Here is a 24,149-nt window from a genome sequence, read left to right on the forward strand (position 1 = left end):
TTGCTAAGCGCAAGTCTTACTTGGTGATAACCTTGCGACCGCGGTAGTAACCATCCGCAGTGATGTGGTGACGCAGATGCGTTTCGCCAGAAACTTTATCTACAGACAGAGTTGCAGTGGTCAGCGCATCGTGCGAACGACGCATGCCACGCTTAGAACGGGTGGGTTTATTCTGTTGTACGGCCATGGACCTTACTCCTATTACTTACGCTTTAAACTGGCTAATACGGCAAATGGGTTTGGTTTTTCCGCCTCTGCAGGCAATTTGCCAAAGACCATGTCCGCCTCGGACACTTCACAGTGTTCAGAATCATGCACCGGAACGACCGGCAGCGCGAGGATGATTTCATCCTCTATCACCGCCAGCAGATCGACCTCGCCAAAATCATCGACGTCGATCGGCTCGTAGGCTTCCGGCAGTGCCTCGGCCTGCTCATCAGTTGAGACAGGACTGAAGCAATAGCTTACGTGGACAGCGTGAGGGAATGTCTGGTTGCAGCGCTGGCAGCGCAATGTAACCTGCACGTCCGCTGTACCTTGCAGTACGGCGAGGCGCTGGCTGTCAACCGCAAACGACATGGTACATTCCACGTCACTGTCCACACTAACAACTGATTCGGCTACGCGCTCCACCTGTTCAGGGGTGTAAACGCCCTGATAATCCAGGCGTTTTTGAGCGGCGCGGACCGGATCCAGCGTCAGGGGTAATTTTACCTTTTGCATAGGGCGCGCATATTAACTTTGTAACGTCATAGAGTCAAAGAAAAAGGCCGTTTCACAGCATCTTTCACCAGTTATTCGCATCCAGTGCGGCGCACAGTTTAAAATGAGTGTCACCAATTCGCCATTACTATTGTGAAAAAATGCCTGTCTCCCTTATTTTAGCCTCAACCTCGCCGTTTCGTCAGGCGCTGCTGGGCAAACTCGGCCTGCCTTTTATTACCGCTGCGCCAGACATTGATGAAACATCGCGCGCTGGCGAAGCAGCCGACGCCCTGGTGACGCGCCTCGCCGTCGCCAAAGCGCAGGCGCTGGCCGCCGACTACCCCGACAGCTGGATTATCGGCTCGGACCAGGTGTGCGTGCTCGACGGCGCCATCGCCGGCAAGCCGCACACGCCCGACCGCGCCCTTACGCAGCTGCGTCAGGCGAGCGGCAACGCCATTACCTTTTATACCGGGCTGGCGCTTTACCAGCCGCGCAGCGGCACGCTGATGCAGTGCTGCGAACCCTTTGTGGTGCACTTCCGCTCTCTCAGCGATGCGGAGATCCGCGCCTATATAGAGAAGGAGCAGCCTTTACAGTGCGCCGGGAGTTTCAAAAGCGAGGAGCTTGGCATCTGCCTGTTCGAGCGGCTGGAGGGGCGCGATCCTAATACGCTGGTGGGGCTGCCGCTGATTGCGCTCAGCGGCATGTTGCGGGCGGTCGGCATCAATCCTCTGCTATGACGCCGACAGCGCGTCAGCTTTTTTGCTGACGCAGCGCCTGCAGGCAGCGCTTGAGTTCGTTATCGAGCGGCGCCTCTAAACGCAGCGTTTCGCCGCTGCCGGGGTGGGTAAAGGTCAGGGCGGCGGCGTGCAGGAACAGACGACGCAGTCCGGTTGAGGCGAGCTGGCTGTCGAACTCGCGCTCGCCGTAGCGATCGTCGAAGGCGATAGGATGACCGGCGTGCAGGGTATGCACACGGATCTGATGGGTGCGGCCCGTGACCGGACTCGCCTTAACCAGCGTGGCGAAGGCGAAGCGCTCTTCCACTTTAAAGCGCGTTTCTGACGGTTTTCCTTCGCTGCTGACGCGCACCACGCGCTCGCCGCTCTGCAGGATATTTTTCAGCAGCGGCGCCTGTACGATCTTGAGATGCGACGGCCAGCTGCCGCGCACCAGCGCCAGATAATCCTTCTGCATCCCCTTTTCGCGCAGCTGCTCATGCAGCGAGCGCAGCGCCGACCGCTTCTTGGCGACCAGCAGTACGCCGGAGGTGTCGCGATCGAGACGGTGCACCAGTTCAAGGAAACGCGCCTCAGGACGCAGCGCACGCAGCCCCTCAATCACGCCGAAGCTCAGCCCGCTGCCGCCGTGCACCGCCGTACCGGAAGGTTTGTTGAGCACCAGAATATGATCGTCTTCAAAGAGGATCGCCTCAGCCAGCGCCGCGACTTTCTCCAGCTTTGGCGACACGGCCTGCTCTTCGCGCTCGGCGACGCGCACCGGCGGGATACGCACCTCGTCGCCCTCTTCCAGCTTATATTCCGGCTTAATGCGTTTTTTATTCACCCGCACTTCGCCTTTGCGCAGGATGCGGTAAATCATGCTTTTCGGCACGCCTTTAAGCTGGGTGCGTAAAAAGTTATCGATGCGTTGTCCGGCATTTTCAGCCGAAATGGCGACAAGCTGTACGCCAGGATTCTCTGTTTTCATGGCGGCGATTCTAAATAGTGTCCTGTGATAGCGCCACCCCTTTTTCTGTGCTTAACTCTCCTCTTGTCGCGCGAAAAAGCGCAGCGTGCGCTGGCTTTTTCAGCAGCCTGCTCATTCGTCCGACATATTAAGGTGTTATGCATCACTAATCTTCATCTGGCGGCAAAAGTCGCCTTGCTATATGAAGGTTAGCAATGGAATAATGCCTGAGTTTCTCGTCTGATGCATTTCAGGCCAGAAAAAGAGCTAATTAGTCATTTTGCCGAATGAAACGCACACGCAGCAATGGCGTAAGACGTGATGTTTATTCAGGCACTTAGCGGGCTGCGGGTTGCGGCCTGGACGGAAGTTTGAAATGCAGGAGTTATCAATTTCTCTCAGGCATTTCAGCGCAACGGCGCTGTTTTTCCTTATGAAAAACAGGCCACCGACGTTATTTGCGCCCCTCGCGCAGTCGACAACCGGGAGGTTGACGTAAGGCACTTAGTCACGGGGCCATCGGTCAGAACTCGTCCAGGGTAACTATGCCCGCAGCTTTATCACTCATGTGAGAATAACGAGTCAGAAACGATGAAAAGAATGTTAATTAATGCAACTCAGCAGGAGGAGTTGCGCGTTGCCCTGGTTGATGGACAACGCCTGTACGATCTGGATATTGAAAGCCCCGGACACGAACAGAAAAAAGCCAACATCTACAAAGGTAAGATCACCCGCATTGAACCCAGCCTCGAAGCTGCGTTTGTCGATTACGGCGCCGAGCGCCACGGTTTTCTCCCCCTGAAAGAAATCTCCCGCGAATACTTCCCATCCAGTTATAACGCGCAAGGCCGTCCGAATATTAAAGAGGTGCTGCGCGAAGGCCAGGAAGTGATTGTTCAGATCGATAAGGAAGAGCGCGGCAACAAAGGCGCAGCGCTGACCACCTTTATCTCTCTGGCGGGTAGCTATCTGGTGCTGATGCCGAATAATCCGCGCGCGGGCGGCATTTCCCGCCGCATCGAAGGAGACGATCGCACCGAGCTGAAAGAGGCGCTCTCGTCGCTGGAGCTGCCGGACGGCATGGGCCTGATCGTACGCACCGCTGGCGTCGGTAAATCCGCCGAGGCGCTGCAGTGGGATCTGAGCTTCCGTCTGAAGCACTGGGAAGCGATCAAAAAAGCCGCTGAAAACCGCCCTGCGCCTTTCCTGATCCATCAGGAAAGCAACGTTATCGTGCGCGCCTTCCGCGACTACCTGCGCCAGGACATTGGCGAAATCCTGATCGACAACCCGAAAGTGCTTGAGCTGGCGCGCCAGCATATCGCTGCCCTTGGTCGTCCCGACTTTAGCAGCAAAATCAAGCTCTATACCGGCGAGATCCCGCTGTTCAGCCACTACCAGATCGAATCGCAGATTGAGTCCGCCTTCCAGCGCGAGGTGCGCCTGCCGTCAGGCGGTTCAATTGTTATCGACAGCACCGAAGCGCTGACCGCTATCGACATTAACTCGGCGCGCGCTACGCGCGGCGGCGATATCGAAGAGACGGCCTTCAACACCAACCTGGAAGCCGCAGATGAGATCGCGCGTCAGCTGCGTCTGCGCGACCTGGGTGGCCTGATTGTTATCGACTTTATCGATATGACGCCGGTGCGTCACCAGCGCGCGGTGGAAAATCGCCTGCGCGAAGCGGTGCGTCAGGATCGCGCGCGTATTCAGATCAGCCATATTTCGCGCTTCGGCCTGCTGGAGATGTCGCGCCAGCGCCTCAGCCCGTCGCTGGGCGAGTCGAGCCATCACGTCTGTCCGCGCTGTAGCGGCACCGGCACCATCCGCGACAACGAATCGCTGTCGCTGTCAATCCTGCGCCTGATTGAAGAAGAAGCGCTGAAAGACAATACCAAAGAGGTGCACGCCATTGTCCCGGTGCAGATCGCCTCTTACCTGCTGAACGAAAAACGTGAAGCGGTGAACGCGATTGAGAAGCGCCAGGGCGGCGTTCGCGCGATTATCGTGCCGGACGACCGTATGGAAACGCCGCACTACTCCGTGCTGCGCGTGCGCAAAGGCGAAGAGACACAGACCCTCAGCTATCACCTGCCGAAGCTGCATGAAGCTGAAATGGCGATGCCGTCGGAAGAGGAGCACGCCGAGCGCCGTCGTCCTGAGCAACCTGCGCTGGCCGCTTTCGTCATGCCTGACGCGCCACCGGCGCCGGCAGAGACCCCTGCCGAGCAGCCTAAAGCCGTTGAGCCACAGCCTGCAGCCAAACCGGCCGCCGCCGCCCCAGCCGCCGCCAGCGGTACCGGCTTCTTTAGCCGACTGCTGAAAAAACTGTTCGGCGGCGACGAGCCCGCTCCGGCACCCGCCGTGGAAGCGACGCCAGCGCCGCAGGCCAGCAGCGAAGGCAGCGAGAACGACAGCAGCGCCAAAGAGCGCGGCGATCGCCGCAACAATCGCCGCAACAACAACCGTCGCGAGCGTACGCCGCGCAATGGCGACAGCCGCGAGCCGCGTGAAAACCGTGAGAGCCGCGAGCCACGCGAAAATCGCGAACCGCGTGAAAATCGCGAACCGCGTGAAAGCCGTGAGCCGCGCGACAACGCCGATACGCGTCGCAACAAGCGCCAGTCACCGCAGAACGACGCGCGCGAAGAGCGCAGCCCAGTTCTGAGCGATGAAGCGCGCCAGCAGCGCGAAGAGCAACAGCAGCAGCGTCGCGAACAGCGCGCCGAGCGCCAGCGTCGTCGTCAGGAAGAGAAGCGTGCGCAGCAGGAAGCGAGCAAAGCCGCTGAAACCGCCGCCGTTGCTGATGTCGTCGAAACCCCGGAAGCGCAGGAAGATGAGCGCGTTCAGGTGATGCCGCGCCGCAAGCCGCGCCAGCTGACGCAGAAAGTGCGTATCGGCGGTGAGACGGAGCAGCCGACAGCGGACGCAGTGGAAACACAGCCAGAGGTCGCACGCAGCGCGTCGCAGATCGACGAGCCAGCCCCGTTCGAGCAGGATGAGGCGGAAAACCGCGACAACGGCAATATGCCGCGCCGCTCGCGCCGTTCGCCGCGCCACCTGCGCGTCAGCGGCCAGCGTCGTCGTCGCTATCGCGACGAGCGTTATCCCTCCGAGTCAGCGATGCCGCTGGCTGCTGCTGCCGCGTCGCCAGAGATGGCCTCCGGCAAGGTCTGGGTACGCTATCCGGTCGCTCAGCCGGTAGAGATGCAGGCGCCTCAGCAGGATGCGCCGGTCTCTGACCAGCAAGAGACCGCAGGCGCTATCGCTCTGCCCGTTGCCGCTGCCGAAGCCGCGCCGTCTGTCGCCGATACTGCACCGCAGACGACGGGTGCCGACGTGCAGCAGGGTGAGGCTCAGCATCTACCGCAGCCGAATGTCGCTGAAGCCGGGCAGGCTAAGGACGTGCAGCAGGCTGAACCTCAGGCGGAAACGCCGGTCGCTCTGGTGAATACGGATAACACCGCGCCGATTGAGGCCCCGGTAAATCATGAACCTGCCGTTATCCCGGCCGCCGACGAAGCCGTAGCGGAAGCGATCGCCGAGCAGGCTGTTCCCGCTGCGCCGATGGTTGAAGAGGCGACGCCAGCCGCTGACGCTACCGAGATTGCCGCTGAATCCGCGCATGACGTTACGCCGGAAGCAGAAGCGCAGGTTGAAGAGGTGCTGAATGCGCCGGTTGCAGCAGAGCGCGCGCCTGAGCCGCTTAGCGAGCCGCATGCGCCCGTTCCGGCACGTGACGCCGCGCCGCAGGCAATCATGCCGCAGGAAGCCGCCGTTCGCTTTACCCATCACGCTTCTGCGCCGATGACGAAAGCCCCGGCGCCAGCCTGGCAGCCTGAGCCGGCACGCCACAGCGACTGGGTGCGTGCGCCGTTCGCCTTCGAAGGCAAAGGTGCAGCGGGCGGTCACAGCGCCACGCATCAGGCCACCGCTCCGGCGACCCGACCTGAAAGCGCGTAATCACCCGACGCGACCTACAAAAAACCCCGGCAAGCCGGGGTTTTTTATTGCTCAGAGATAAAAAAATCCCACGATACCGGTCAGGGTCGTGGGACAAAAATGAGCATGTCCGGTTCAGGCATGCTCGAATCAGGTTTTGTCAGGCGTTAAGCTGGAACAGCGACATTTTGGACATGTCGGTAAAGGTTTTATAAGAGGCCTGAAGCGCCGTCTGCTGCATGGTATAGCTGGAGATCGCGGAGGTGTAGTCGGTGTCGACCAGGTCGCTCATTTCGCTGCTCAGGATAACGTCGCGGTTGCCGCCCTGCCCATCCAGCGTGCTCAGTTCAGAGAGCTGGGTGCCGATCTCGGAGCGCACGGTCAGCACATTGTTCAGCGAGTTGCCCAGGCCACGGTTGGTTTTATCCATCGCATCCTGAAACGTCTTTTTCGCGGCGTCGTCGGCGTTTGCCAGCGGCGTTTTCAGCGCGGCGATAGCGCTGTCGAGCATATTAAAGATATTGGTTTCGCTGGCGCTGCCGTCCGGCTCTTTTTTAGCGTTGCCGGTAATTGACATAAAGATATCGTCGCCGGTGTGGCCTACGGTCATGGTGCGGCTGGTATCCACCTTCTGCGTAATGGCGTCGCTGCCGCCCGCATAGGTGACCGCGCCGCTGCCGTTGTCGACGAAAGGCGCGCTGTCGGTTTTATAGCCGGCGAAGATATAGCGGCCGTTGCCGTCTTTGCTGTTCGCCAGGTTCAGCAGCTGCGAGCGCAGGCCCTCCAGCTGGGTGGCGATAGAGCCGCGGTCGTCGTCGCTCAACGTGCCGGTCGAGCCGTTTACGATCAGCGTCTGCGCATCCTGGATGGTGCTGGTGACGCCGGTGAGCGTATTCTCTTCCATCGACAATCCCTGCGTCGCAAAGGTGCGCGCCAGTGAGTACTGGCTGCTCTGTGCCTGAGTCTGCGCCAGCACCACGGAGCGCGACGCGGCGATAGGATCGTCTGAGGGATTGTTGACGCGGCGGCCGCTGGAGAGCTGCTGGCCCACTTTCAGCCAGGAGGATTGCGAATCGCTGATGCCACGCACCTGCTGGTCAAAAATCATATTGGTACTGAGTCGCATAGTTCTTTTCCTTAGCGGATGTTAAGCAGCGCGTCGAAAATCGAGCTGGCGGTTTTCAGCACCTGCGCGTTCGCCATGTAGTACTGCTGATACCTGGTCAGGTTGGCGTACTCTTCATCAAGGTTGACGCCAGATACCGACTGCTGGCGATCGGTCAGCTGCGTCACGACGTTTTTCTGCGTGGTGCTGGCGGTTTCCAGCGTGCTGGTTTTGTTGCCGACGGTGCTGACGATGCTGGCGTAAGCCTGCGACAGCGTCGCGTTGCCGTTCACCAGCTTCGCGTCCTGCAGCGCCAGCAGCTTCTGGGCGTTGCGGTTGTCGCTTTCGCCGCCCGTCGCGCCCGCCGCAGCGATCTGCGATTCATTGGTAATGGCGACCGACATGCCGCCGATAACGTTCTGCACCGGTTTCACCAGGAAGCTGTCCTGCGCGCTCGGCGTGCCGTTCACGGTCAGCTGGACACCGTCGAAGCTCAGCGTGGCGTTACCCGAGGCGTCGGTGCCGGCCGTGGCGGTTATCTTCACGTTGTCGGACGCGCGCATGACGTTCCAGTTCGCACCGTCATAGCTGACGGTATAATTAGAGGCTTTCAGCGCGCTGGTATCGGTCCAGCTCGCCGTTACGGTCGTGGCGGAGCTGTTTTTACTGTTGCTCTGCACCGTTGGGCTGCCGATAGTGAAAAAGTCCGCGCCCTGATTGCCGTTGCTGTCGTAGCCCTGCTTATGCACCGCGTTGAAGCTGGTGGTAAAGGCGGCCGCCAGCTGGCCGAGCTGGTTCTGCGCGCTGTCCAGGTCCTGCGAGCGGAAAGCCAGCAGACCGCCCAGCGAGCCGGTACTGATATCCTTTTCTGCAATCTGGACGTTGCCAGCGCTGTTATCGACATAGCCGACGGTGGTGCGCGTCGTATCGCTGCTGGAGGGCATCGCGACCAGGCTGGTAGCTTTGTTGCCGTTGACCAGCGTCACGCTACCCATTGAGACGATATAGTTGCCGTCCTGCTTAGAGACGCTGACGCCAACAATATTGTTCAGGCTATTGACCAGCTGGTCGCGCTGATCCATCAGATCGTTCGGCTGCGCGCCGCCTGCGGTGCTCAGCTTGCCAATTTGCTTGTTGAGATCGGCGATCTGGCTGGTAAAGGTGTTGATCTGATTAACGTTCGAAGCGACATCGGTATTGACGCTGTTCTGCATATTGGTCAGATACTGCGCGGTGGTCTGGAACTGATTCACCAGCCCCTGGGCGTTGCTCAGCATCGACTGACGCGCCGACGGATCGTTCGCGTTGCTCACCACGTTCTGCAGGTTAGTAAAGAAGCTCTGAATCGACGTCGAGAGGCTGGTGGTTGAAGTAGAAAGCAGATCGTCGATGTTGGAGATTTGCGAGTACTGGGTATTGGCCGCGCTGTAGGTGGCACTGGAACTGCGCAGCTGCGCCGTGATGAACTCGTCATACTCGCGCTGTACGCCGGTGATGTTCACGCCATTGCCGTAGTAGCTGCTGCCCTGCAGGGTGCTGTTCGCCTGCGACAGCAAAATCGTCTGCCGCGAGTAGCCTGCGACCGTATAGTTGGTGATGTTGTTGCTGGTGGTGCTGAGCGCCGCCTGTGCGGCGCTCAGCCCACTCATCGCAGAGTTTATTATGCTGGACATTTCGGTTCCTTTCTTTCCCGTTAAGCGGGCTCGCACTCATCAAGGCTCGCCCGTGCGCAAAAAACGCGTCTGGCATCTGCTGATATTATCGGCGCGCCGGCGTGAAACTTGAGGCTGAGCCGCTAGAAGAGATCGTTTAAATCTTTGCTGTACGCCTTCACCACTTTCTCACCCATGTTCTTGAATTGCTGAATCATTCCCACCAGCTTCTGCGCATACTTAGGATCGGTAGCGTAACCGGCGGCCTGCAGCGCGTGTGCGCCCTGCTCGGCAGTCTGCGCGCTGGTGACGGCGGCGTAGCGCGGGTTGTTCGAGAGCAGTTTGACGTAGTCGGTAAGCGCCTCGAAATAGGAGTGGTAGACGCGGAAGCTGGCGCGCACCTTCTTCGCCTCGCCCCGCTCATACTCGGTGGTCATGATATCGGTGGTTTCGCCCGTCCAGTTACCGCTCGCCTTAATGCCAAAGACGTTGTAGCTCGGCTTGCCGTCACGGGTCAGGATCTGGCGCTGGCCCCAGCCCGACTCCAGCGCTGCCTGCGCCAGAATCAGGTGGTGCGGAATGCCGCTTTCAGCGCTGGCGGCCTGCGCCGGCTGCGCCAGCTGGGCGATAAACTCGCTGCTGTCGGCAGGCAGGTTGGTCGGCGAGACCGGCAGGCGCGGCACCGCTTTGCGCACTATCTGCTCCAGCTGGCTGGAGGCCGCCGCGCTGTAGATGAAGCTGTCGTCGAGCGGCATCGGCACGGTGCCGGCGCGCTCGTCGGGCTCCTGCGCCGGCTGCATCTGCCTGACGATAAGATCGGCCATGCCCAGACCGCGCTTGCCAATCTCTTGCGCAATCTGCTGATCGTACATCGAGGTAAACATTTTGGTCGATTCATTGCTGAAGATGCCGTCCTGCGGCAGCGCTTCGCGCATGCTCTTCATCATCATCTGCACAAACATGCCCTCAACCTGTTTCGCCACCTGCAGCGCCTTGCCTTTCGGGTCGGTGCTGGCTTCGCGCTTCAGGTCGTTCAGCGAGCGGCTATCAAAGGCCGCCCTCATCAGCGATTGCGTATCCATCGTCAGATAATTTCCAGTTTGGCGCGCAGGCAGCCCGCGCTCTCCATCGATTGCAGGATCGACATCAGCTCGATTGGCGAGGCGCCTAAGGCGTTAAGCGCGCGCACCACGTTGTTCAGGTTGGCGCTGGCGCTGACGCGCTGCAGCGCGCCGCCGCTCTGGCGCAGATCGATCTGCGTCTGCGGCGTCACCACCGTCTGACCGCCGCCAAACGGCGTATTCGGCTGGCTGACGTTCTGCGACTGGTTGACCGTGACCGACAGGTTGCCCTGCGCCACCGCACAGGTGCTCAACGTCACTTCGCGGTTCATCACCACCGACCCGGTGCGCGAGTTGATGATCACTTTGGCGTCTTCAATCGGAATCGAAACGTCGATATTCAGGATCTCCGCCAGCATACGCACCTGGGAGCTGTTGTTCGGCGAAACGCGCACCTGCACGGTACGGGCGTCAAGCGCCGTCGCCTGGCCGTAGCCGCCGCGTCCGTTGATGGCGTCGGCGATGCGCTGCGCCATGGAGAAATCTTCGTTGTTCAGCTGCAGGTTAAGGGTGTTCTGGCTGCCGAAGTTGCTTTGCAGTTCGCGCTCAACGGTGGCGCCACCGGTAATACGGCCGCCGTTAAGCTGGTTGACCTGCACGCTGCTGCCGCCTGCGGACGCACCCGCACCGCCCACCAGAATATTGCCCTGTGCCAGCGCGTAGACCTGGTTGTCGACGCCTTTCATTGGCGTCATGATCAGGGTGCCGCCGCGCAGGCTTTTGGCGTTGCCCAGCGAGGAGACCACCACGTCGATGGTCTGCCCCTGACGGGCGAAGGCGGGCAGCTGCGCCGTTACCATGACCGCCGCGACGTTTTTCAGCTGCATGTTGGTGCCCTGCGGCACGGTAATGCCGAGCTGGGAGAGCATGTTGCTGACGGTTTGCGTGGTAAACGGCGTCTGGGTGGTCTGGTCACCGGTGCCGTCGAGGCCCACGACCAGGCCATAGCCAATCAGCTGGTTATCGCGCACGCCCTGCACGCTGGCCAGATCGCGAATGCGATCCGCGTGGGCGCTGAGGCAGAGGCCGAGCGTCAGGCTCAGGCCGAGCAGTAAACTTTTCACACTTTTCATCATGACCTCATTACATCGGCGAGATGTTCAGGAAGAAACGCTGGAACCAGCCCATGGTCTGCGCTTCATTAATATATCCATTGCCGACATATTCGATGCGGGCATCGGCCACCGCCGTCGACAGTACCGAGTTGCTGGCGCTGATCGTGCGCGGGTTCACCACGCCAGAGAAGCGAATAAACTCGGTGCCCTGGTTAATCTCGATCTGCTTCTCGCCGACCACGCGCAGGTTGCCGTTCGACAGCACCTGGTTCACGGTGACGGTAATGGTGCCGGTAAAGGTGTTGTTGGCGGTTGCGCCGCCTTTGCCAGCGAAATCGTTTTTGCCATTGGCGCCCAGGTTGGCTTTTGAGCCGTCTGCGCCCACCAGGCCGTTCAGACCGGTCGGAATAGCGTCGAGGCCGAAGTTGGCGCTGCCGTCGCGCGATGCGTTAGCAGAAGAGCTCTTGCTGGCGCTGACGTTTTCCTGCAGGACGATAGTGAGCGTATCGCCGATATTACGCGGGCGACGATCCTCAAACAGCGGCTGATAGCCGTAGTTGAGCGGCGCGACGCCTTGAAAAATAGAGCCGTTGACCACCGGCGGCGCGGAAGGCAGCGGCTGCGCCGTTGTTGCCCCTTCCACCAGCGGCGTGCGCGGCACTAACGCACAACCGTTAAGGGTCAGCAGCATTGTTGCCACCAACCAATGTCCAGGCTTTATGTTCAGTTGCTTCGCCACGGAGTCACGACCTTTTAGATGTGTTGACTACAGGCCAGCCAGCGCTGGCCCTGATAACCGACATTAAATCTGCGTTAATTTCTGCAGCATTTGGTCGGAGGTGCTAATTGCCTTGCTGTTGATTTCATAAGCGCGCTGCGTCTGGATCATGGTGACCAGCTCTTCCGCCACGTTGACGTTAGAGGTTTCCACATAGCCCTGATAAAGCAGACCCGCACCGTTCTGGCCCGGCGTGCTCTGGGTCGGCGCGCCTGACGCCTGGGTTTCCTGGTAGAGGTTTTCGCCCATGCTGTCGAGACCGGCGTCGTTAATAAAGGTGCTGAGGGTCAACTGCCCCACCTGCGCCGGGTTGGTCTGGCCCTGCTGCGTCACGCTCACCACGCCGTCGCGCGAGATGGTGATGCTGGTGGCGTTGGCCGGGATCGTGATGCCTGGCTGCACCGGATAGCCGGCGTTGTTGACCAGCTGGCCGTTCTGGTCCACCTGGAATGAGCCGTCGCGGGTGTAGGCGGAGGTGCCGTCCGGCAGCTGCACTTCAAAATAGCCCTGGCCGTTAATGGCCACATCTTTGGAGTTGCTGGTCTGCGACAGGTTGCCCTGTGTGTGCAGGCGCTCGGTAGTGACCGGACGCACGCCGGTACCGATCTGCAGGCCCGACGGCAGCGTAGTCTGTTCGGAAGACTGGGTGCCCGGCTGACGCAGGGTCTGGTACATCAAATCTTCAAACACCGCGCGCGAACGTTTAAAGCCGTTGGTGCTGACGTTCGCCAGGTTGTTGGAGATAACGTCCATATTGGTTTGCTGGGCGTCAAGACCGGTTTTGGCGATCCATAAGGAACGAATCATCTTTTTTCCTCTGCCTTAGCTGCTCATGTTCAGCAGCTGGTTGGCTTTTTGTTCGTTTTCGTCGACGTTGGTGATGACTTTCATCTGCATCTCGAAACGTCGGGCGTTGGCGATCATATCGACCATGGTCTCTACCGGCTTGACGTTGCTGCCCTCCAGCACGCCCGGCATGACCTGTACCGTGGCATCGGCGGCCAGCGCCGCGCCGCGCGTCGCCTGGGTCTGCTGGTTAGGACGGAACATGCCGTCGTCGCCGCGCTGCATCTCTTTGCCGGTCGCTTTCACCAGCTTCAGGCGGCCGATCTGCACCGTGGCATTTGGCGCATCGCCCGCGTTACGCGAGGTGATGGTGCCGTCCGCCGCGATGGTCAGCTCGGCGCCCTGCGGCACCGCGATGGGGCCGCCGTCGCCCATGACGGGATTGCCCTGGACGGTCAGAATGCCGGTCGAGCTGATCTGCATATTGCCGTTGCGGGTATAGGCTTCGCTGCCGTCAGCGGTACGCACCGCCAGCCAGCCGTCCTGCCCCATCGCCACGTCCAGCGTGCGTCCGGTGTTGTCCATCGCGCCCTGGCTCATATCGGCGCCGGGCGTCGAGGCGGCGACCAGGGTGCGCGTCGGCAGCGACCAGCCGCTGACCGGCACCGCGCGCAGCGCATTGAGCTGCGCGCGGAAGCCTGGCGTTGAGGCGTTGGCGAGGTTGCTGGCCGTGACGGCCTGCTGATCCAGCGTCTGGCTGGCCGCGCCCATTGCGGTATATATCGCGTGATCCATAAAGCAATCCCGTTAGTGAATTAACGCAAGTTAACCAGGGTGTTGAGAATCTGGTCCTGAGTTTTGATGGTCTGGGCGTTCGCCTGATAGTTGCGCTGCGCCACGATCATGTTCACCAGCTCTTTGCTCATATCGACGTTCGACGCTTCCAGCGCGCCGGAGGTCAGCGAACCGTAGGTGCCGGTGTTCGCCAGGCCGATCGCCGCCTGACCAGAGGAGCTGGTAGCGGACCAGACGTTGTCGCCCTGCGACTGCAGCCCTTCCGGGTTAGAGAAGCTGGCCAGCACGATCTGGCCCAGCAGCTGAGTTTTCTGGTTGGAGTAGCTGCCGGTAATGGTACCGTCGTCGTTAATGGCGTAGCTGGTCAGGTCGCCCGGTGCGTAGCCATCCTGCGCCGGGTTACCAAAGGTGGTGGCGCCGGTGTTCTGCTGCAGGCTGCCCAGCATGTTGAGCGAAATGGTTTGCCCCGCCGCCGCGCCGTTGGAGCCATTAATGGTCAGGTTAACGGTGGAGCCGGTGCCGCCGTTGATGCCAGTCAGTTTGCCGCTGTTGTCAAACGCCATGGTGAAATCACCCGCGCTGGTACCAGTCGTCGAATCGATCGCATGGACCGTCCAGTTGTTATCGGCGGTTTTGACGAAATACATATCAAGGGTGTGATCGTTACCCTGCGAGTCATAGACCGTCATGGTGCTTTTGGCGTTACGGCTGTCGGCATTGCTGGCGCTGAACGGCGTCACGGTGGGAATGGCGCTGGTAGAGTTCAGGTTGGCTACCAGACTCCCGGTGGTGGTGGCGCGCGCCGACATCTGCGTGGTCGGAATGCTCAGCGCAACCGGGTTGGCACCGGTCTGCACCGTCGGCGGCGTGCCGCTGACCGGATAGCCGGTGACTTTCAGGCCCTGAGTGTTCACCAGGTTACGGTTCTCATCCAGCGTCAGCTGGCCGTTGCGCGAGTAGTAAACCGCGCCGCTGGTGTCAGTCATACGGAAGAAGCCGTTGCCGCTCAGCGCGACGTCGAGGCCGCGGCTGGTGGTGGTGGTGGCGCCATCGTTAAAGTTCTGGATCACCGCCGCCACCTTGGTGCCGAGGCCGACGTTGGAACCGGCGAACATATCGGCGAAGGCGATGGTGCTGGACTTAAAGCCCGCCGTCGCGGAGTTGGCGATGTTGTTGCCGATAACGTCAAGGTTGCTGGAGGCAGCGCCCAGGCCGCTCACCGCTTGGGAAAATGACATGTTTATTTCTCCTGTTTAGGGATGAATCAGAGAATCTGACGTACTTCATCAAGGGTTGCGGCGCCCATGGTGCCGAGATCCAGTTTGGTGGTGTTATTCGCCGTCGAGACGCCGTTGATGTAGGCGTAGTTGAGCGGCTGGGCCACCAGCTGCGTGCTGCCATTGCTGGCGGCGATTGAAACCGTATATTTGCCGTCCGGCGCGGTAGAGCTGTCCGCCAGGGTGCCGTCCCACGAGAAGGTATGCACGCCGGCCGAGAGCGCGCCCAGATCGATGGTGCGCACCACGTTGCCGCCTGCGTCTTTCACCGTGGCGGTGGTGGCGGTCGACGCGGTAGCCAGCTCGACGCCAAACGGCGTGGTGGTGCCTTTGCCGACCAGCACCTGCGAGCCGTTTACCATGACGCCGTGGCCGATCAGCGTCGAGCTCTGCAGCGACTGGCTGGTGCTGATCTGGCCGGAGATCGAACCCAGCGTGGTATTGAGTTTTTCAATGCCGCTCAGGGTGTTGATCTGCGCCAGCTGCGTGGTGAGCTGGCTGTTGTCCATCGGATTAGTGGGGTCCTGATTCTTTAACTGCGTGACCAGCATGGTCAGAAACTGGTTCTGCAGATCCTGCGCGCTGTTGCTGGTGCCGCTGCTGGAGGAGCTGAGGACCGTGGGGTCCAGCTTCTCATTAACGCCTACTGCAATGCCCATCTGTTATCTCCGTCAGGAACCCATCGTCAGGGTTTTCATCATCATTGATTTCACTGTGTTCAACACCTCGACGTTGGCCTGATAGCTGCGCGACGCCGACATGGTGTTGACGGATTCCGCCACCACGTCCACGTTTGGCATCTTCACGTAGCCCTTGTCATCCGCCAGCGGATTACCCGGGTCGTACACCAGCTTTGCCGGAGAGGGATCGTCCAGCACCTGCGCCACTTTGACGCCGCCGGTCGCCGCGCCGGGCGCCGCATCGGTTTGAAACACCACCTGCTTCGCCACGTAAGGCTTGCCGTCAGGCCCGGTGACGCTGTCGGCGTTCGCCAGGTTGCTGGCGCTGACGTTGAGACGCTGGGATTGCGCGGTCATCGCTGACCCGGCAATGTCAAAAATATTCAGCAGTGCCATGTTTATTGCCCTTGTAACACGCTCATCATGCCCTTGATCTGGCTGCTGATGAGGGTGAGGTCGGTCTGGTACTTCAGACTGTTGTCCGCGAACTGGGTACGTTCGCGATCCATATCGACGGTGTTACCGTCGGCTGCAGGCTGATCGGGAATGCGATAGAGCAGGTTGGCCGACGCCGCCGAGTTGACCTGCGCTTCGATATGACGCGGCGAGGTAACCTTTAGCGACATACCGCTGCCTTCGGCGCGACCATTTTTCATTACCCGACTGAGCTCGCTGGCAAAGTCGATATCCCGCGCCTGATAGCCAGGGGTATCGGCGTTGGCAATGTTTGACGCCAGGATCTCCTGACGTTGAGCACGCAGATTGAGGGCTTCAGTGCCGAACTGCAGCGCCGCATCCAGTTTGTCGAGCATGCTTCCTCCGCTAATGAGAATTTCGAGCGGACAGCTTATGCGGAGAAAAGCAATAGCCATCGTCTGAATAACGTTAAAAACCACGGCTATTTTTCGGCTTGATTTTGTCGCGACGCGAGTACACTCGTCGCCATTAGCAGCAAGGAGTCATTTGATGCGTAACATTACCGCCCTGTTGGCCAGCCTGCTGGCGCTGTTCGCCCTGCCCGCCGACGCCGCCGATCTTTCCGCCCAGCTAACGGGTTTCTTTCAGGCTCGCGACGCGCAGCATGCGGCGGGCATGACGGTGGAGATTAAGACGCCACAGGCGCAGTGGCCGACCTGCGACGCGCCGCAGTTCAGCCTGCCTGGCAATAGCCGCCTGTGGGGCCCCATGAGCGTGGCCGCTACCTGCGGCGATACGCGACGTTTTCTTCAGGTGCAGGTGCAGGTTACCGGCCAGTATCTGGTGGCGACGCGCCTGCTGGCGCGCGGCTCGACCGTCAGCGCCGACGATTTTCGTTTGCAGAGCGGCCGTCTCGATACCCTGCCGGCGCGCGCCATGCTGGACGCCGGCTCGGTCGCGGATGCGGTGGTGCTGCGCGATATTCAGCCGGGCCAGCCGGTGACGCTGTCGATGATGCGTCAGCCGTGGCGCGTGAAGGCGGGTCAGAGCGTAATGGTGATCGCCAGCGGCGAAGGCTTTAACGCCAGCGGCGAAGGCAAAGCGTTAAACAATGCGATTCTGGCGCAGTCGGTGCGCGTGCGCATGGGCAACGGTCAGGTGGTGAGCGGGAAAGTGGATGCGGATGGGAATATTCTGATATCGCTATAAGGCGCTAAAGAACACTGTTTTTCTGCCGATAGAGAAATCAATTAAGCGATTACGCTATTCTGATTCAGGTGGCAGTTTCCCCTGACCGTACAGGAGCCCGAATATGAGCATCGACAGAACGCAACCTCTGAAGCCCGTCGCGACCGTGCAGACCCGTGAAAGCAATGAGTCTGCAACCGGTAAAACGCGCCAGGCGTCGAACGCTACCGCAACCACGCCCGCCGCTGCTCAGGTCAGCCTGAGCAATGCGCAGTCACAGCTGACCCAGCCGGGCAGCCAGGACATTAACGTGGCGCGCGTCGAACAACTGAAAACCGCCATTCGCAATGGCGAACTGAAAATGGATACCGGCAAGATCGCCGATGCGCTGATTGCCGACACTAAGGCGTATTTAGAGGGTAAATAATCCCCATGATCAACCTGTTGACCACACTAGATAAGATGCAGGAAGTGCTTTCCTCGCTGTCGAACATTCTCGAAGAGGAGCAGCACCAACTGGCCGCGGGCAGGATTAACAATAATCTGCTGCAGCGCATTACCGAAGATAAAAGCGCGCTGCTGGCGACGCTCAGCTATCTTGACGAGATGCGTCGCAGCACCGAGCGGCAGCTCGGCACCCAGGCGCCTTATGCTGGTCACAGTGATATGACGCGCCGCTGGCAGAGTATCGGCCTGATGACGCGTCGCTTAAACGACGCCAATACCCATAACGGTCTGCTGCTCACTCAGCAGATTCGCTTTACCGAAGAGGCGCTGACCGTGCTTAAGCCGCATCAGACGCAGGCGTTTTACGGCCCGGACGGGCTGGGTAAAGGTCAGGCGACGCTAAGCCGGAAGGCATAACATTCAAAGCCGGATAGCGCAAATCCGGCTTTTCCCTCTGAATTTAAGCATACTGCATCACCGGTTGGCGCTTCCTGACGGCCTTTCATCGTGAAATTTCATCAAAAGAGTAAGACCTGAGCCCCCATTTTATTCGACCGCGTTTTTCATCATTTAACACCTCATCGACAACGCCATTAACCAGCGAAAGGCATTGCGCGCCCTGTTGCCCTGTCGTCTTAAGACTTTTATTCGCCCTTTCAGCATACTCCAGAAACGAAGGCTTATTATAAACAACGGGGTCAGGCAACGTCGCGCAGACCGAGTTGCTGCCTATTCTGTCAGTATCACTATCCTGGTCTTGCTGGCTGATATAGCTATCAATCTTATTTAAAGTCTCAAGGGTCTCAGCAGGCGCTGACAGTAACGCACTGACCAGCGCGTCCCGCAGTGCAATGCTTTGAACCGAATTAATTTTGCCGGATAGAGCAGGCGTGAATGCTATAAATACTTTTTCGCCCTCAGAAACGCCGCTAACAAACGTGTTAAAACAGTGCTGATCGGTCAAAATTATTTTCTCATCTAAAATCGCCCTGCAGCGGTTTGTATTGGCAAAATTAGCAGCTGAGTAGATAAGCAAAATGGAGGTCATGATAAACAGAGATTGTTTTTTCATCTTATCACTTCTAGCGTTCTGTCCGATGAGAGAGCTATGAGACGGCGAGTGTGATAACCCAGAATTATGCATCCCTCAGAAGCCCATCCCGCCGGAGGCGCGATGCGCTCTCCATGGATACGAAAAGCGCTACGGCCATAACTTTCGCCCGATGTTTTTATTAACGTTATAGTTAATGGTCCTTTAGAATGCGTATAACCGCCGATATGATACATTCCCTGGGGTAACGGGCCTAATCCGCGGACCTGCTGGCGATCAGGGTTATTTTTGTTAGTCATCCTTCCCGCATACCCCTGTTCAATCATTTCGCCGTTATGAAACAATTCTCCTGTGCTTTGCTTATATATCCATGCCATACCTTTTCCATCTCCTTTATCAAGCCCCGACTCGCCAACTGTCAGCGTGCAATATATTCCCGTCAACATAATGTGAAGTTAACTTTTCATAGGATAAGGCAATAGATTCAACAGGCTCTATCGCTGATCCGTAGCGACTTTTAATATCGTACATTAATGTTGCGTTAGAGCAGACCTGAACACCTTCTAAAAACAGGGTGAAATAGTGTTCCTCCTGCCCATTATCATGAATTCTGTAATAATGAAACTTAGCGGATTTTAGCTTTTCACCGTTAGTCAGCGCTTTTAATAAAGAGGGTGTAGATGAATCAATAACTTTATCAAAGTAGAGTGGCTGATGGCACCTCGCACTAGCGCTTTTCCCTGTATATGGATCAACCGGAACCTCGGTCGGACTCATTACAGACAAGACCTCTATGCTGTTTTCTCTTCCTGAAACGTCAGCAGAACCTTTTATTAAATTACCCGCATCATCATACAGCCATGCATATACTGGTATAGCCATTCCCCTTTCCTCTTTTAACGGCCTGATTACAGACTATAAAGATAAAAAGGGGTGGGCTAAAACAGTCTCGTCAAAAATTCATGGTCGTTTGATACTGATTAACTTAACCGAATGAAAAAAATGAAAACAAAAAAACTGCGAGAGAGGCTCATTAAAATCAATATACATATTTTATTACTGGAACAGGTTAAACATAGATTTTACTTGCACTACTGCACAGGCTGCTATGTCTGCATTGTCAGATGTACAAAAAAATCGCCCTTAAGACGTAATGCCAGCCAGTTAAGCATGGGATGATAACGTAGTCTGGTGCCGCTCAGGGGCGGGCGGTCCTCGCGCCGCTAACGCGATACCTTCACGCTATTCGCCTGCCTGACGGACCGGTGGGGCTGGAACGTCCCTGTTCCAGCCCCACCTTTCGCCCGCATCCCTGCGGGCTCTCCTGGCAGACTCACTCTGTTCAGCGCTGCGAAATGCCAAACCTGAGCGGCACCAGCCTGCCTGCCAGCTTCCGTGTGCGCTGTTAGAAAAGGACTATGAGAAAGGCCGCTATTTTAAAAAATAGCGGCCTTAACTGGCAAGCATAACGCCAGAAAGCGGGATTTTGCTGTTTTACGCGTGCGCCCGGCGCGCATAGTCGCGCAGCCGGAAGCCGAGCAGCCCCAGCGTCAGGAAGTAGGCGCCGCCGCCCACCGCGCAGACCGCCGCCAGACGCAGCAGACGCCAGACCATCGCGCCCTCTTCCCACGCCGGCATCACATAAAGAATGCCCACCAGCGCCGCCGCCATCACGATGACCGCAATCACCAGACGCAGAAGGAAACTCGTCCAGCCCGGCTGCGGCTGAAAAATCTTTTTCTTACGCAGCTGCCAGTAGAGCAGCGCGGCGTTAAGACAGGCCGCCAGCCCAATTGAGAGCGACAGACCGGCATGCTTCAGCGGGCCGATAAAGGCCAGGTTCATAAGCTGCGTCATCACCAGGGTAATCATGGCGATCTTCACCGGCGTTTTGATGTCCTGACGCGAGTAGAAACCCGGCGCCAGCACCTTCACCACGATCAGCCCCATCAGGCCCACCGAATAGGCGATCAGCGCGCGCTGCGTCATCAGGGCGTCGAAGGCGGTGAACTTGCCGTACTGAAACAGCGCGACGGTGAGCGGACCGGAGAGAATGCCCAGCGCCACCGCGCTCGGCAGCGCCAGTAAAAAGCAGAGGCGCAGGCCCCAGTCCATCAGGCGGGAATATTCATCGTGATTGCCGCTGGAAAAGCTTTTCGCCAGCGACGGCAGCAAAATGGTGCCGAGCGCCACGCCCAGTACGCCCGACGGAAACTCCATCAGGCGATCGGCGTAATACATCCAGGAGACCGAGCCGGAGACGAGAAACGAGGCGAAGATAGTATTGATAATCAGCGAAATCTGGCTGACGGAAACGCCGAGGATCGCCGGCCCCATCTGACGCATCACGCGCCAGACGCCCGCATCCTTCAGGTTAATGCGCGGCAGCACCAGCATGCCGATCTTCTTCAGGTGCGGCAGTTGGTAGAAAAGCTGCAGCATGCCGCCTGCCACTACCGCCCACGCCAGCGCCATCACCGGCGGATGGAAATGCGGCGCGGCAAAAAGCGCAAAGCCGATCATGCTGATGTTCAGCAGCGTCGGCGCGAAGGCGGGAACGGAAAAGCGGTTCCAGGTATTGAGGATCGCGCCCGCCAGTGAAGCCAGCGAAATCAGCAAAATATAGGGAAAAGTGACCCGCAGCAGCGCGCTGGTGAGTGCAAACTTATCGGCGGTATCGGCAAAGCCGGGCGCGGTAACCAGAATCACCCAGGGCGCAGCGACCATCCCAGCGAGAGTCACCAGCGCCAGCGCCAGCGTCAGCAGGCCAGAGACGTAGGCGATAAAGAGCCGCGTCGCCTCTTCGCCCTGCTTGCTTTTATACTCGGCGAGGATCGGCACGAACGCCTGCGAAAAAGCGCCTTCGGCGAAAATACGCCGCAGCAGGTTCGGCAGCTTAAAGGCGACGAAAAAGGCGTCGGTGGCCATCCCGGCACCGAACACCCGCGCCACAATGGCGTCACGGGCAAAACCCAATACGCGGGAAAACAGGGTCATGGAACTGACCGCTGCCAGCGATTTCAACAGATTCATAATTGGCGCGCGTCCTGAAAAGAGTCGGCAAAATGAGCTACTTAGCGCGGGCGCCCAGCGGCGCCCGGCGATAGTCTACTGCCACGGCGGGAAATGACCAGCGCGGAGTGTTACAAGGCGTTATTCCTTCTTCGCCTCGCGCCACATCTTTTCCACCACGCGCTGCGCCAGCAGCGCCTGTTCGCCGCCTGTTTCAGGCATCGTCTGATTTTGCACGCACTGGATAAAATGGTGCGCCGCGCCGCTAAAGCCGCGCTGGGTCAGATGGCTTTGCCAGCCGGGCGGCGGATCGCTGCGCACGCCGTCGCCGCGCTCCTCCTGCCAGTCGCGCATCTCCAGCACGTCGATGCAGCGGCCGTCGCCGACCAGGCTTACGCGCTCGCGCTGGCTGCCCGCGCGGCGATGCATGCTGGTGGCGATCTGCACGGCGCCGGCGGTGAAGTGGTGCTCGGCATAGAGCATTTCGCCCTGCTCGTTGGTGTGGATGTAGCCATGACGCTGGACGGCGCGATCGCCCGCCAGCCAGAGCGCGGTATCCACCACGTGCAGATAGTCATCGAGCAGCGTAAAGCGCAGATCGTGCGGCCCCACGCTGTCGCTGCGGTGTTTCTCCACGCGCAGGCTGGCGGCCTGCGGCATCGCCAGCCGCAGCTGCTGATAGCGCGGCGCAAAGCGGCGGTTAAAGCCCACCATCAGCTTGCGTCCGCGCTTTTCCGCCAGCGCCACCAGCGCCTCGGCCTGGCTGAAATTATCGGCCAGCGGCTTATCCACCAGCACATCTTTTCCCGCCAGCAGCAGCGCTTTGACAACCTCGTAGTGGGTAGCGGTGCTGGTGTGAACGAACACCGCGTCGCAGGCGTCCGCCAGCGCGTTCAGCGAGGAGAAACAGGCCATACGGTAGCTGTCGCACACCCTCTGCGCCTTCTGCTGATTCGGCGAGAAGCCGCCGACCAGCGTCCAGCTTTCCGCCTGTCCCAGCACCGGCAGCCAGGCTTTCTGCGCAATCGAACCCAGTCCAACCACGCCAATTCGCAGCGTCATCTCAGCCTCCTTTATGCAGCAGCGTCTGCACCAGCGCCTGTAACGCGGCGACCGACTGCTCCAGCACGGCGACGCGCGCGCTGAGATCGCTGTTATCGTCCAGCGGCGTTTGCGCCTGGCTGACGGCCTGATCGTCGCCAAACAGATGCAGGTAGCGGCTTTCGCGTTTGCCCGGCTCGCGCGGCAGGCGCGTCACCATCTCGCGCTCGGTCAGGCCAGCCAGCACGCTTTCCACTTCCTCAACGTCGGCAAACTCGTGCAGTCTGCCGCTGCGCGTGCGCAGCTCGCCCGGCGTTTGCGCGCCGCGCAGGAACAGCAGCGTCAGAATCGCCACCTCGGCGCTGCTGAGCTGCAGGTTGCCGAAGGTCGAATTGCAGAAGCGCTGCTCATACTTCGCCACACGCTGCCCGAAGCCGCTGTTGGCCGTCGCCAGATGCTTTTTCGTCAGCCGATCGAGCTCCTCCTGCACGTCGCTTTCGGTCAGGTTCATCACCGGCTCGCGGTTCGACTTCTGGTTGCAGGCGATCACCACCGCATTCAGCGATAGCGGATACTGCTCCGGCGTGGTGACTTGCTTCTCCAGCAGGCAACCCAAAACACGCAACGCCAGCGGCGAAAGCGCCATTTTCATTCCGATCTCCTTATTAGCCGCGCCGATCCGGCGTCCACTCCTGACGGGTCAGCGCGGTCAACACGTGATCCTGCCAGCGGCCGTCGATTAACAGATAGTCTTTCGCATAACCCTCTTTTTCAAAGCCGAGGCGCGCCAGCAGCGCACCGCTGCGCTGATTATGCGGCATGTAGTTCGCCATAATGCGGTGGATATTCTGCTGGCGTTGCATATAGCGAATGGCGGCCTGCAGCGCTTCAAACATCAGCCCCTGTCCTTGCCACTTTTCGCCCAGCGAATAGCCGAGGTAGCAGGCGTGGAAGGAGCCGCGCAGCACGTTGCTGAAGTTGGCGACGCCGCGCACTTCAGACTCGTCGGGATCCATCAGAATGAAATAGTAGGCGGAGCCGCTTTTCTGCATATCGGCGATCAGGCCCAGGCGCGCCTGCCAGCCCGAGGGATAACAGTGGCTCTCGTCGCGCACCGGCTCCCAGGGTTTTAAGAAGGCGCGGTTTTCGGCGTAGTAATCCGCCAGTCGCCAGGCGTCGCGCTCGTGAACCAGACGCACCACCAGGCGATCGGTGGTTAATCGCACCCTGGGCGCGGCAGAACGATAGCCAAACATCATGACTCCTGAAATCTGAGGCTTAAGGAAAGCGGCGCTAACAACATAGCTTTCACTATAACCGCCGCCCCTGCTGCGGTAAAATATTCGTTAACAACCAGTATGAAACGCGTTGATTTTATTTTGCAAATCCCGGCCCGCTCGCG

At 59.2% G+C, this 24,149-nt stretch carries 26 protein-coding genes; 5 read left to right on the forward strand and 21 right to left on the reverse strand.

Features of this window, described 5'->3' with window-relative positions; genetic code table 11:
- Positions 1 to 16 precede the first annotated feature (16 nt).
- Positions 17 to 187 (reverse strand): 50S ribosomal protein L32, encoded by a 171-nt coding sequence (gene rpmF / locus Q9R34_RS05835; protein WP_017348070.1) that lies wholly within the window; start codon positions 185 to 187, stop codon positions 17 to 19.
- A 14-nt stretch (positions 188 to 201) separates the two neighbouring features.
- Complete coding sequence (yceD, locus tag Q9R34_RS05840; RefSeq protein ID WP_033750954.1) at positions 202 to 723, reverse strand: 23S rRNA accumulation protein YceD; 522 nt, start codon at positions 721 to 723, stop codon at positions 202 to 204.
- A 140-nt stretch (positions 724 to 863) separates the two neighbouring features.
- Between yceD and Q9R34_RS05845 the strand changes: the two genes are divergently transcribed.
- Positions 864 to 1,448: a Maf family protein gene (locus tag Q9R34_RS05845; RefSeq protein ID WP_485892753.1), complete on the forward strand. Its 585-nt coding sequence runs from the start codon at positions 864 to 866 to the stop codon at positions 1,446 to 1,448.
- A gap of 13 nt (positions 1,449 to 1,461) precedes the next feature.
- On the opposite strand, the gene rluC is transcribed toward Q9R34_RS05845, so the two are convergent.
- Positions 1,462 to 2,418, reverse strand: a complete 957-nt coding sequence (gene rluC / locus Q9R34_RS05850; RefSeq protein ID WP_485892755.1) for a 23S rRNA pseudouridine(955/2504/2580) synthase RluC — start codon at positions 2,416 to 2,418, stop codon at positions 1,462 to 1,464.
- 570 nt (positions 2,419 to 2,988) lie between these two features.
- On the opposite strand from rluC, the gene rne reads away from it, so the two are divergent.
- Positions 2,989 to 6,363 carry a ribonuclease E gene (gene rne / locus Q9R34_RS05855; protein ID WP_485892756.1) on the forward strand — a complete coding sequence of 1,125 codons (3,375 nt, stop codon included), beginning with the start codon at positions 2,989 to 2,991 and terminating at the stop codon, positions 6,361 to 6,363.
- A 139-nt stretch (positions 6,364 to 6,502) separates the two neighbouring features.
- Here rne and flgL read toward each other — a convergent pair whose 3' ends face one another.
- The 11 genes from flgL to flgB all read right to left on the reverse strand — a co-directional run bounded on the left by flgL (position 6,503) and on the right by flgB (position 16,403).
- Positions 6,503 to 7,468 carry a flagellar hook-associated protein FlgL gene (gene flgL / locus Q9R34_RS05860; RefSeq protein WP_485892758.1) on the reverse strand — a complete coding sequence of 322 codons (966 nt, stop codon included), beginning with the start codon at positions 7,466 to 7,468 and terminating at the stop codon, positions 6,503 to 6,505.
- A gap of 11 nt (positions 7,469 to 7,479) precedes the next feature.
- On the reverse strand, positions 7,480 to 9,120 hold the full coding sequence (gene flgK / locus Q9R34_RS05865) for a flagellar hook-associated protein FlgK (protein ID WP_485892759.1): 1,641 nt from the start codon (positions 9,118 to 9,120) through the stop codon (positions 7,480 to 7,482).
- Positions 9,121 to 9,242: 122 nt separating this feature from the next.
- A complete protein-coding gene (gene flgJ, locus Q9R34_RS05870) occupies positions 9,243 to 10,181 on the reverse strand; it encodes a flagellar assembly peptidoglycan hydrolase FlgJ (RefSeq protein WP_434124645.1) in 939 nt (312 codons plus the stop codon).
- A gap of 2 nt (positions 10,182 to 10,183) precedes the next feature.
- The gene (locus Q9R34_RS05875; protein ID WP_485892760.1) at positions 10,184 to 11,284 is read right to left on the reverse strand and encodes a flagellar basal body P-ring protein FlgI; all 1,101 of its coding nucleotides are present in this window, start codon (positions 11,282 to 11,284) and stop codon (positions 10,184 to 10,186) included.
- 19 nt (positions 11,285 to 11,303) lie between these two features.
- A complete protein-coding gene (locus Q9R34_RS05880; protein WP_434124687.1) occupies positions 11,304 to 11,966 on the reverse strand; it encodes a flagellar basal body L-ring protein FlgH in 663 nt (220 codons plus the stop codon).
- A gap of 111 nt (positions 11,967 to 12,077) precedes the next feature.
- Positions 12,078 to 12,860, reverse strand: a complete 783-nt coding sequence (flgG, locus tag Q9R34_RS05885; protein WP_120452019.1) for a flagellar basal-body rod protein FlgG — start codon at positions 12,858 to 12,860, stop codon at positions 12,078 to 12,080.
- Between the two features lie 15 nt (positions 12,861 to 12,875).
- On the reverse strand, positions 12,876 to 13,634 hold the full coding sequence (locus Q9R34_RS05890) for a flagellar basal body rod protein FlgF (protein ID WP_033750975.1): 759 nt from the start codon (positions 13,632 to 13,634) through the stop codon (positions 12,876 to 12,878).
- A 20-nt stretch (positions 13,635 to 13,654) separates the two neighbouring features.
- The gene (flgE, locus tag Q9R34_RS05895; protein ID WP_485892761.1) at positions 13,655 to 14,872 is read right to left on the reverse strand and encodes a flagellar hook protein FlgE; all 1,218 of its coding nucleotides are present in this window, start codon (positions 14,870 to 14,872) and stop codon (positions 13,655 to 13,657) included.
- 26 nt (positions 14,873 to 14,898) lie between these two features.
- Positions 14,899 to 15,570, reverse strand: a complete 672-nt coding sequence (flgD, locus tag Q9R34_RS05900) for a flagellar hook assembly protein FlgD (protein ID WP_434124642.1) — start codon at positions 15,568 to 15,570, stop codon at positions 14,899 to 14,901.
- Positions 15,571 to 15,582: 12 nt separating this feature from the next.
- A complete protein-coding gene (flgC, locus tag Q9R34_RS05905; protein WP_033789486.1) occupies positions 15,583 to 15,987 on the reverse strand; it encodes a flagellar basal body rod protein FlgC in 405 nt (134 codons plus the stop codon).
- Positions 15,988 to 15,989: 2 nt separating this feature from the next.
- Positions 15,990 to 16,403 carry a flagellar basal body rod protein FlgB gene (gene flgB, locus Q9R34_RS05910; RefSeq protein WP_033750987.1) on the reverse strand — a complete coding sequence of 138 codons (414 nt, stop codon included), beginning with the start codon at positions 16,401 to 16,403 and terminating at the stop codon, positions 15,990 to 15,992.
- Between the two features lie 154 nt (positions 16,404 to 16,557).
- Here flgB and flgA point away from each other — a divergent pair, with 154 nt between their 5' ends.
- From flgA to flgN, 3 genes are all read left to right on the forward strand, one after another.
- Positions 16,558 to 17,217, forward strand: coding sequence for a flagellar basal body P-ring formation chaperone FlgA (flgA, locus tag Q9R34_RS05915; protein ID WP_434124641.1), 660 nt, complete (start codon positions 16,558 to 16,560; stop codon positions 17,215 to 17,217).
- Between the two features lie 103 nt (positions 17,218 to 17,320).
- Entirely contained in the window at positions 17,321 to 17,623 is a 303-nt protein-coding gene (gene flgM / locus Q9R34_RS05920; protein WP_033750992.1) for a flagellar biosynthesis anti-sigma factor FlgM, read from the forward strand.
- Between the two features lie 5 nt (positions 17,624 to 17,628).
- A complete protein-coding gene (flgN, locus tag Q9R34_RS05925) occupies positions 17,629 to 18,060 on the forward strand; it encodes a flagellar export chaperone FlgN (RefSeq protein WP_434124639.1) in 432 nt (143 codons plus the stop codon).
- Between the two features lie 85 nt (positions 18,061 to 18,145).
- Here the strand turns inward: flgN and Q9R34_RS05930 are convergent, their stop codons facing one another.
- The 7 genes from Q9R34_RS05930 to rimJ form a co-directional block, all read right to left on the reverse strand.
- A complete protein-coding gene (locus tag Q9R34_RS05930) occupies positions 18,146 to 18,715 on the reverse strand; it encodes a hypothetical protein (protein WP_485892762.1) in 570 nt (189 codons plus the stop codon).
- Positions 18,712 to 19,071 (reverse strand): tlde1 domain-containing protein, encoded by a 360-nt coding sequence (locus Q9R34_RS05935; protein WP_485892764.1) that lies wholly within the window; start codon positions 19,069 to 19,071, stop codon positions 18,712 to 18,714. The genes Q9R34_RS05930 and Q9R34_RS05935 overlap by 4 nt, the downstream gene beginning before the upstream one ends.
- Positions 19,072 to 19,090: 19 nt before the next feature.
- Positions 19,091 to 19,576, reverse strand: coding sequence for a type VI secretion system tube protein TssD (tssD, locus tag Q9R34_RS05940; RefSeq protein WP_485892766.1), 486 nt, complete (start codon positions 19,574 to 19,576; stop codon positions 19,091 to 19,093).
- A gap of 612 nt (positions 19,577 to 20,188) precedes the next feature.
- Positions 20,189 to 21,727 (reverse strand): murein biosynthesis integral membrane protein MurJ, encoded by a 1,539-nt coding sequence (gene murJ / locus Q9R34_RS05945; protein ID WP_485892767.1) that lies wholly within the window; start codon positions 21,725 to 21,727, stop codon positions 20,189 to 20,191.
- Between the two features lie 120 nt (positions 21,728 to 21,847).
- Positions 21,848 to 22,768, reverse strand: coding sequence for a Gfo/Idh/MocA family protein (locus Q9R34_RS05950; RefSeq protein ID WP_485892768.1), 921 nt, complete (start codon positions 22,766 to 22,768; stop codon positions 21,848 to 21,850).
- A 1-nt stretch (position 22,769) separates the two neighbouring features.
- Positions 22,770 to 23,399: a YceH family protein gene (locus Q9R34_RS05955; RefSeq protein WP_485892769.1), complete on the reverse strand. Its 630-nt coding sequence runs from the start codon at positions 23,397 to 23,399 to the stop codon at positions 22,770 to 22,772.
- A 13-nt stretch (positions 23,400 to 23,412) separates the two neighbouring features.
- Positions 23,413 to 24,003, reverse strand: coding sequence for a ribosomal protein S5-alanine N-acetyltransferase (gene rimJ / locus Q9R34_RS05960; protein WP_485892770.1), 591 nt, complete (start codon positions 24,001 to 24,003; stop codon positions 23,413 to 23,415).
- Between the last annotated feature and the right edge of the window lie 146 nt (positions 24,004 to 24,149).

The organism is Enterobacter sp. BRE11, assembly GCF_031844285.1.
In the GTDB taxonomy this organism is placed as follows: Bacteria; Pseudomonadota; Gammaproteobacteria; order Enterobacterales; family Enterobacteriaceae; genus Pantoea.

What these genes read in the sequence shown, in the direction of transcription:
- rluC (WP_485892755.1), bottom strand. Translation starts at nt 2,418, where the DNA reads ATGAAAACAGAGAATCCTGGCGTACAGCTTGTCGCCATTTCGGCTGAA.
- Q9R34_RS05890 (WP_033750975.1), bottom strand. Translation starts at nt 13,634, where the DNA reads ATGGATCACGCGATATATACCGCAATGGGCGCGGCCAGCCAGACGCTG.
- flgC (WP_033789486.1), bottom strand. Translation starts at nt 15,987, where the DNA reads ATGGCACTGCTGAATATTTTTGACATTGCCGGGTCAGCGATGACCGCG.
- flgK (WP_485892759.1), bottom strand. Translation starts at nt 9,120, where the DNA reads ATGTCCAGCATAATAAACTCTGCGATGAGTGGGCTGAGCGCCGCACAG.
- flgG (WP_120452019.1), bottom strand. Translation starts at nt 12,860, where the DNA reads ATGATTCGTTCCTTATGGATCGCCAAAACCGGTCTTGACGCCCAGCAA.
- Q9R34_RS05950 (WP_485892768.1), bottom strand. Translation starts at nt 22,768, where the DNA reads ATGACGCTGCGAATTGGCGTGGTTGGACTGGGTTCGATTGCGCAGAAA.
- Q9R34_RS05845 (WP_485892753.1), top strand. Translation starts at nt 864, where the DNA reads ATGCCTGTCTCCCTTATTTTAGCCTCAACCTCGCCGTTTCGTCAGGCG.
- flgD (WP_434124642.1), bottom strand. Translation starts at nt 15,570, where the DNA reads ATGGGCATTGCAGTAGGCGTTAATGAGAAGCTGGACCCCACGGTCCTC.
- murJ (WP_485892767.1), bottom strand. Translation starts at nt 21,727, where the DNA reads ATGAATCTGTTGAAATCGCTGGCAGCGGTCAGTTCCATGACCCTGTTT.
- rimJ (WP_485892770.1), bottom strand. Translation starts at nt 24,003, where the DNA reads ATGTTTGGCTATCGTTCTGCCGCGCCCAGGGTGCGATTAACCACCGAT.
- flgA (WP_434124641.1), top strand. Translation starts at nt 16,558, where the DNA reads ATGCGTAACATTACCGCCCTGTTGGCCAGCCTGCTGGCGCTGTTCGCC.
- yceD (WP_033750954.1), bottom strand. Translation starts at nt 723, where the DNA reads ATGCAAAAGGTAAAATTACCCCTGACGCTGGATCCGGTCCGCGCCGCT.
- tssD (WP_485892766.1), bottom strand. Translation starts at nt 19,576, where the DNA reads ATGGCTATACCAGTATATGCATGGCTGTATGATGATGCGGGTAATTTA.
- rne (WP_485892756.1), top strand. Translation starts at nt 2,989, where the DNA reads ATGAAAAGAATGTTAATTAATGCAACTCAGCAGGAGGAGTTGCGCGTT.
- flgN (WP_434124639.1), top strand. Translation starts at nt 17,629, where the DNA reads ATGATCAACCTGTTGACCACACTAGATAAGATGCAGGAAGTGCTTTCC.
- flgJ (WP_434124645.1), bottom strand. Translation starts at nt 10,181, where the DNA reads ATGGATACGCAATCGCTGATGAGGGCGGCCTTTGATAGCCGCTCGCTG.
- rpmF (WP_017348070.1), bottom strand. Translation starts at nt 187, where the DNA reads ATGGCCGTACAACAGAATAAACCCACCCGTTCTAAGCGTGGCATGCGT.
- flgE (WP_485892761.1), bottom strand. Translation starts at nt 14,872, where the DNA reads ATGTCATTTTCCCAAGCGGTGAGCGGCCTGGGCGCTGCCTCCAGCAAC.
- Q9R34_RS05930 (WP_485892762.1), bottom strand. Translation starts at nt 18,715, where the DNA reads ATGAAAAAACAATCTCTGTTTATCATGACCTCCATTTTGCTTATCTAC.
- Q9R34_RS05880 (WP_434124687.1), bottom strand. Translation starts at nt 11,966, where the DNA reads ATGCTGCTGACCCTTAACGGTTGTGCGTTAGTGCCGCGCACGCCGCTG.
- flgM (WP_033750992.1), top strand. Translation starts at nt 17,321, where the DNA reads ATGAGCATCGACAGAACGCAACCTCTGAAGCCCGTCGCGACCGTGCAG.
- flgL (WP_485892758.1), bottom strand. Translation starts at nt 7,468, where the DNA reads ATGCGACTCAGTACCAATATGATTTTTGACCAGCAGGTGCGTGGCATC.
- flgB (WP_033750987.1), bottom strand. Translation starts at nt 16,403, where the DNA reads ATGCTCGACAAACTGGATGCGGCGCTGCAGTTCGGCACTGAAGCCCTC.
- Q9R34_RS05935 (WP_485892764.1), bottom strand. Translation starts at nt 19,071, where the DNA reads ATGGCATGGATATATAAGCAAAGCACAGGAGAATTGTTTCATAACGGC.
- Q9R34_RS05955 (WP_485892769.1), bottom strand. Translation starts at nt 23,399, where the DNA reads ATGAAAATGGCGCTTTCGCCGCTGGCGTTGCGTGTTTTGGGTTGCCTG.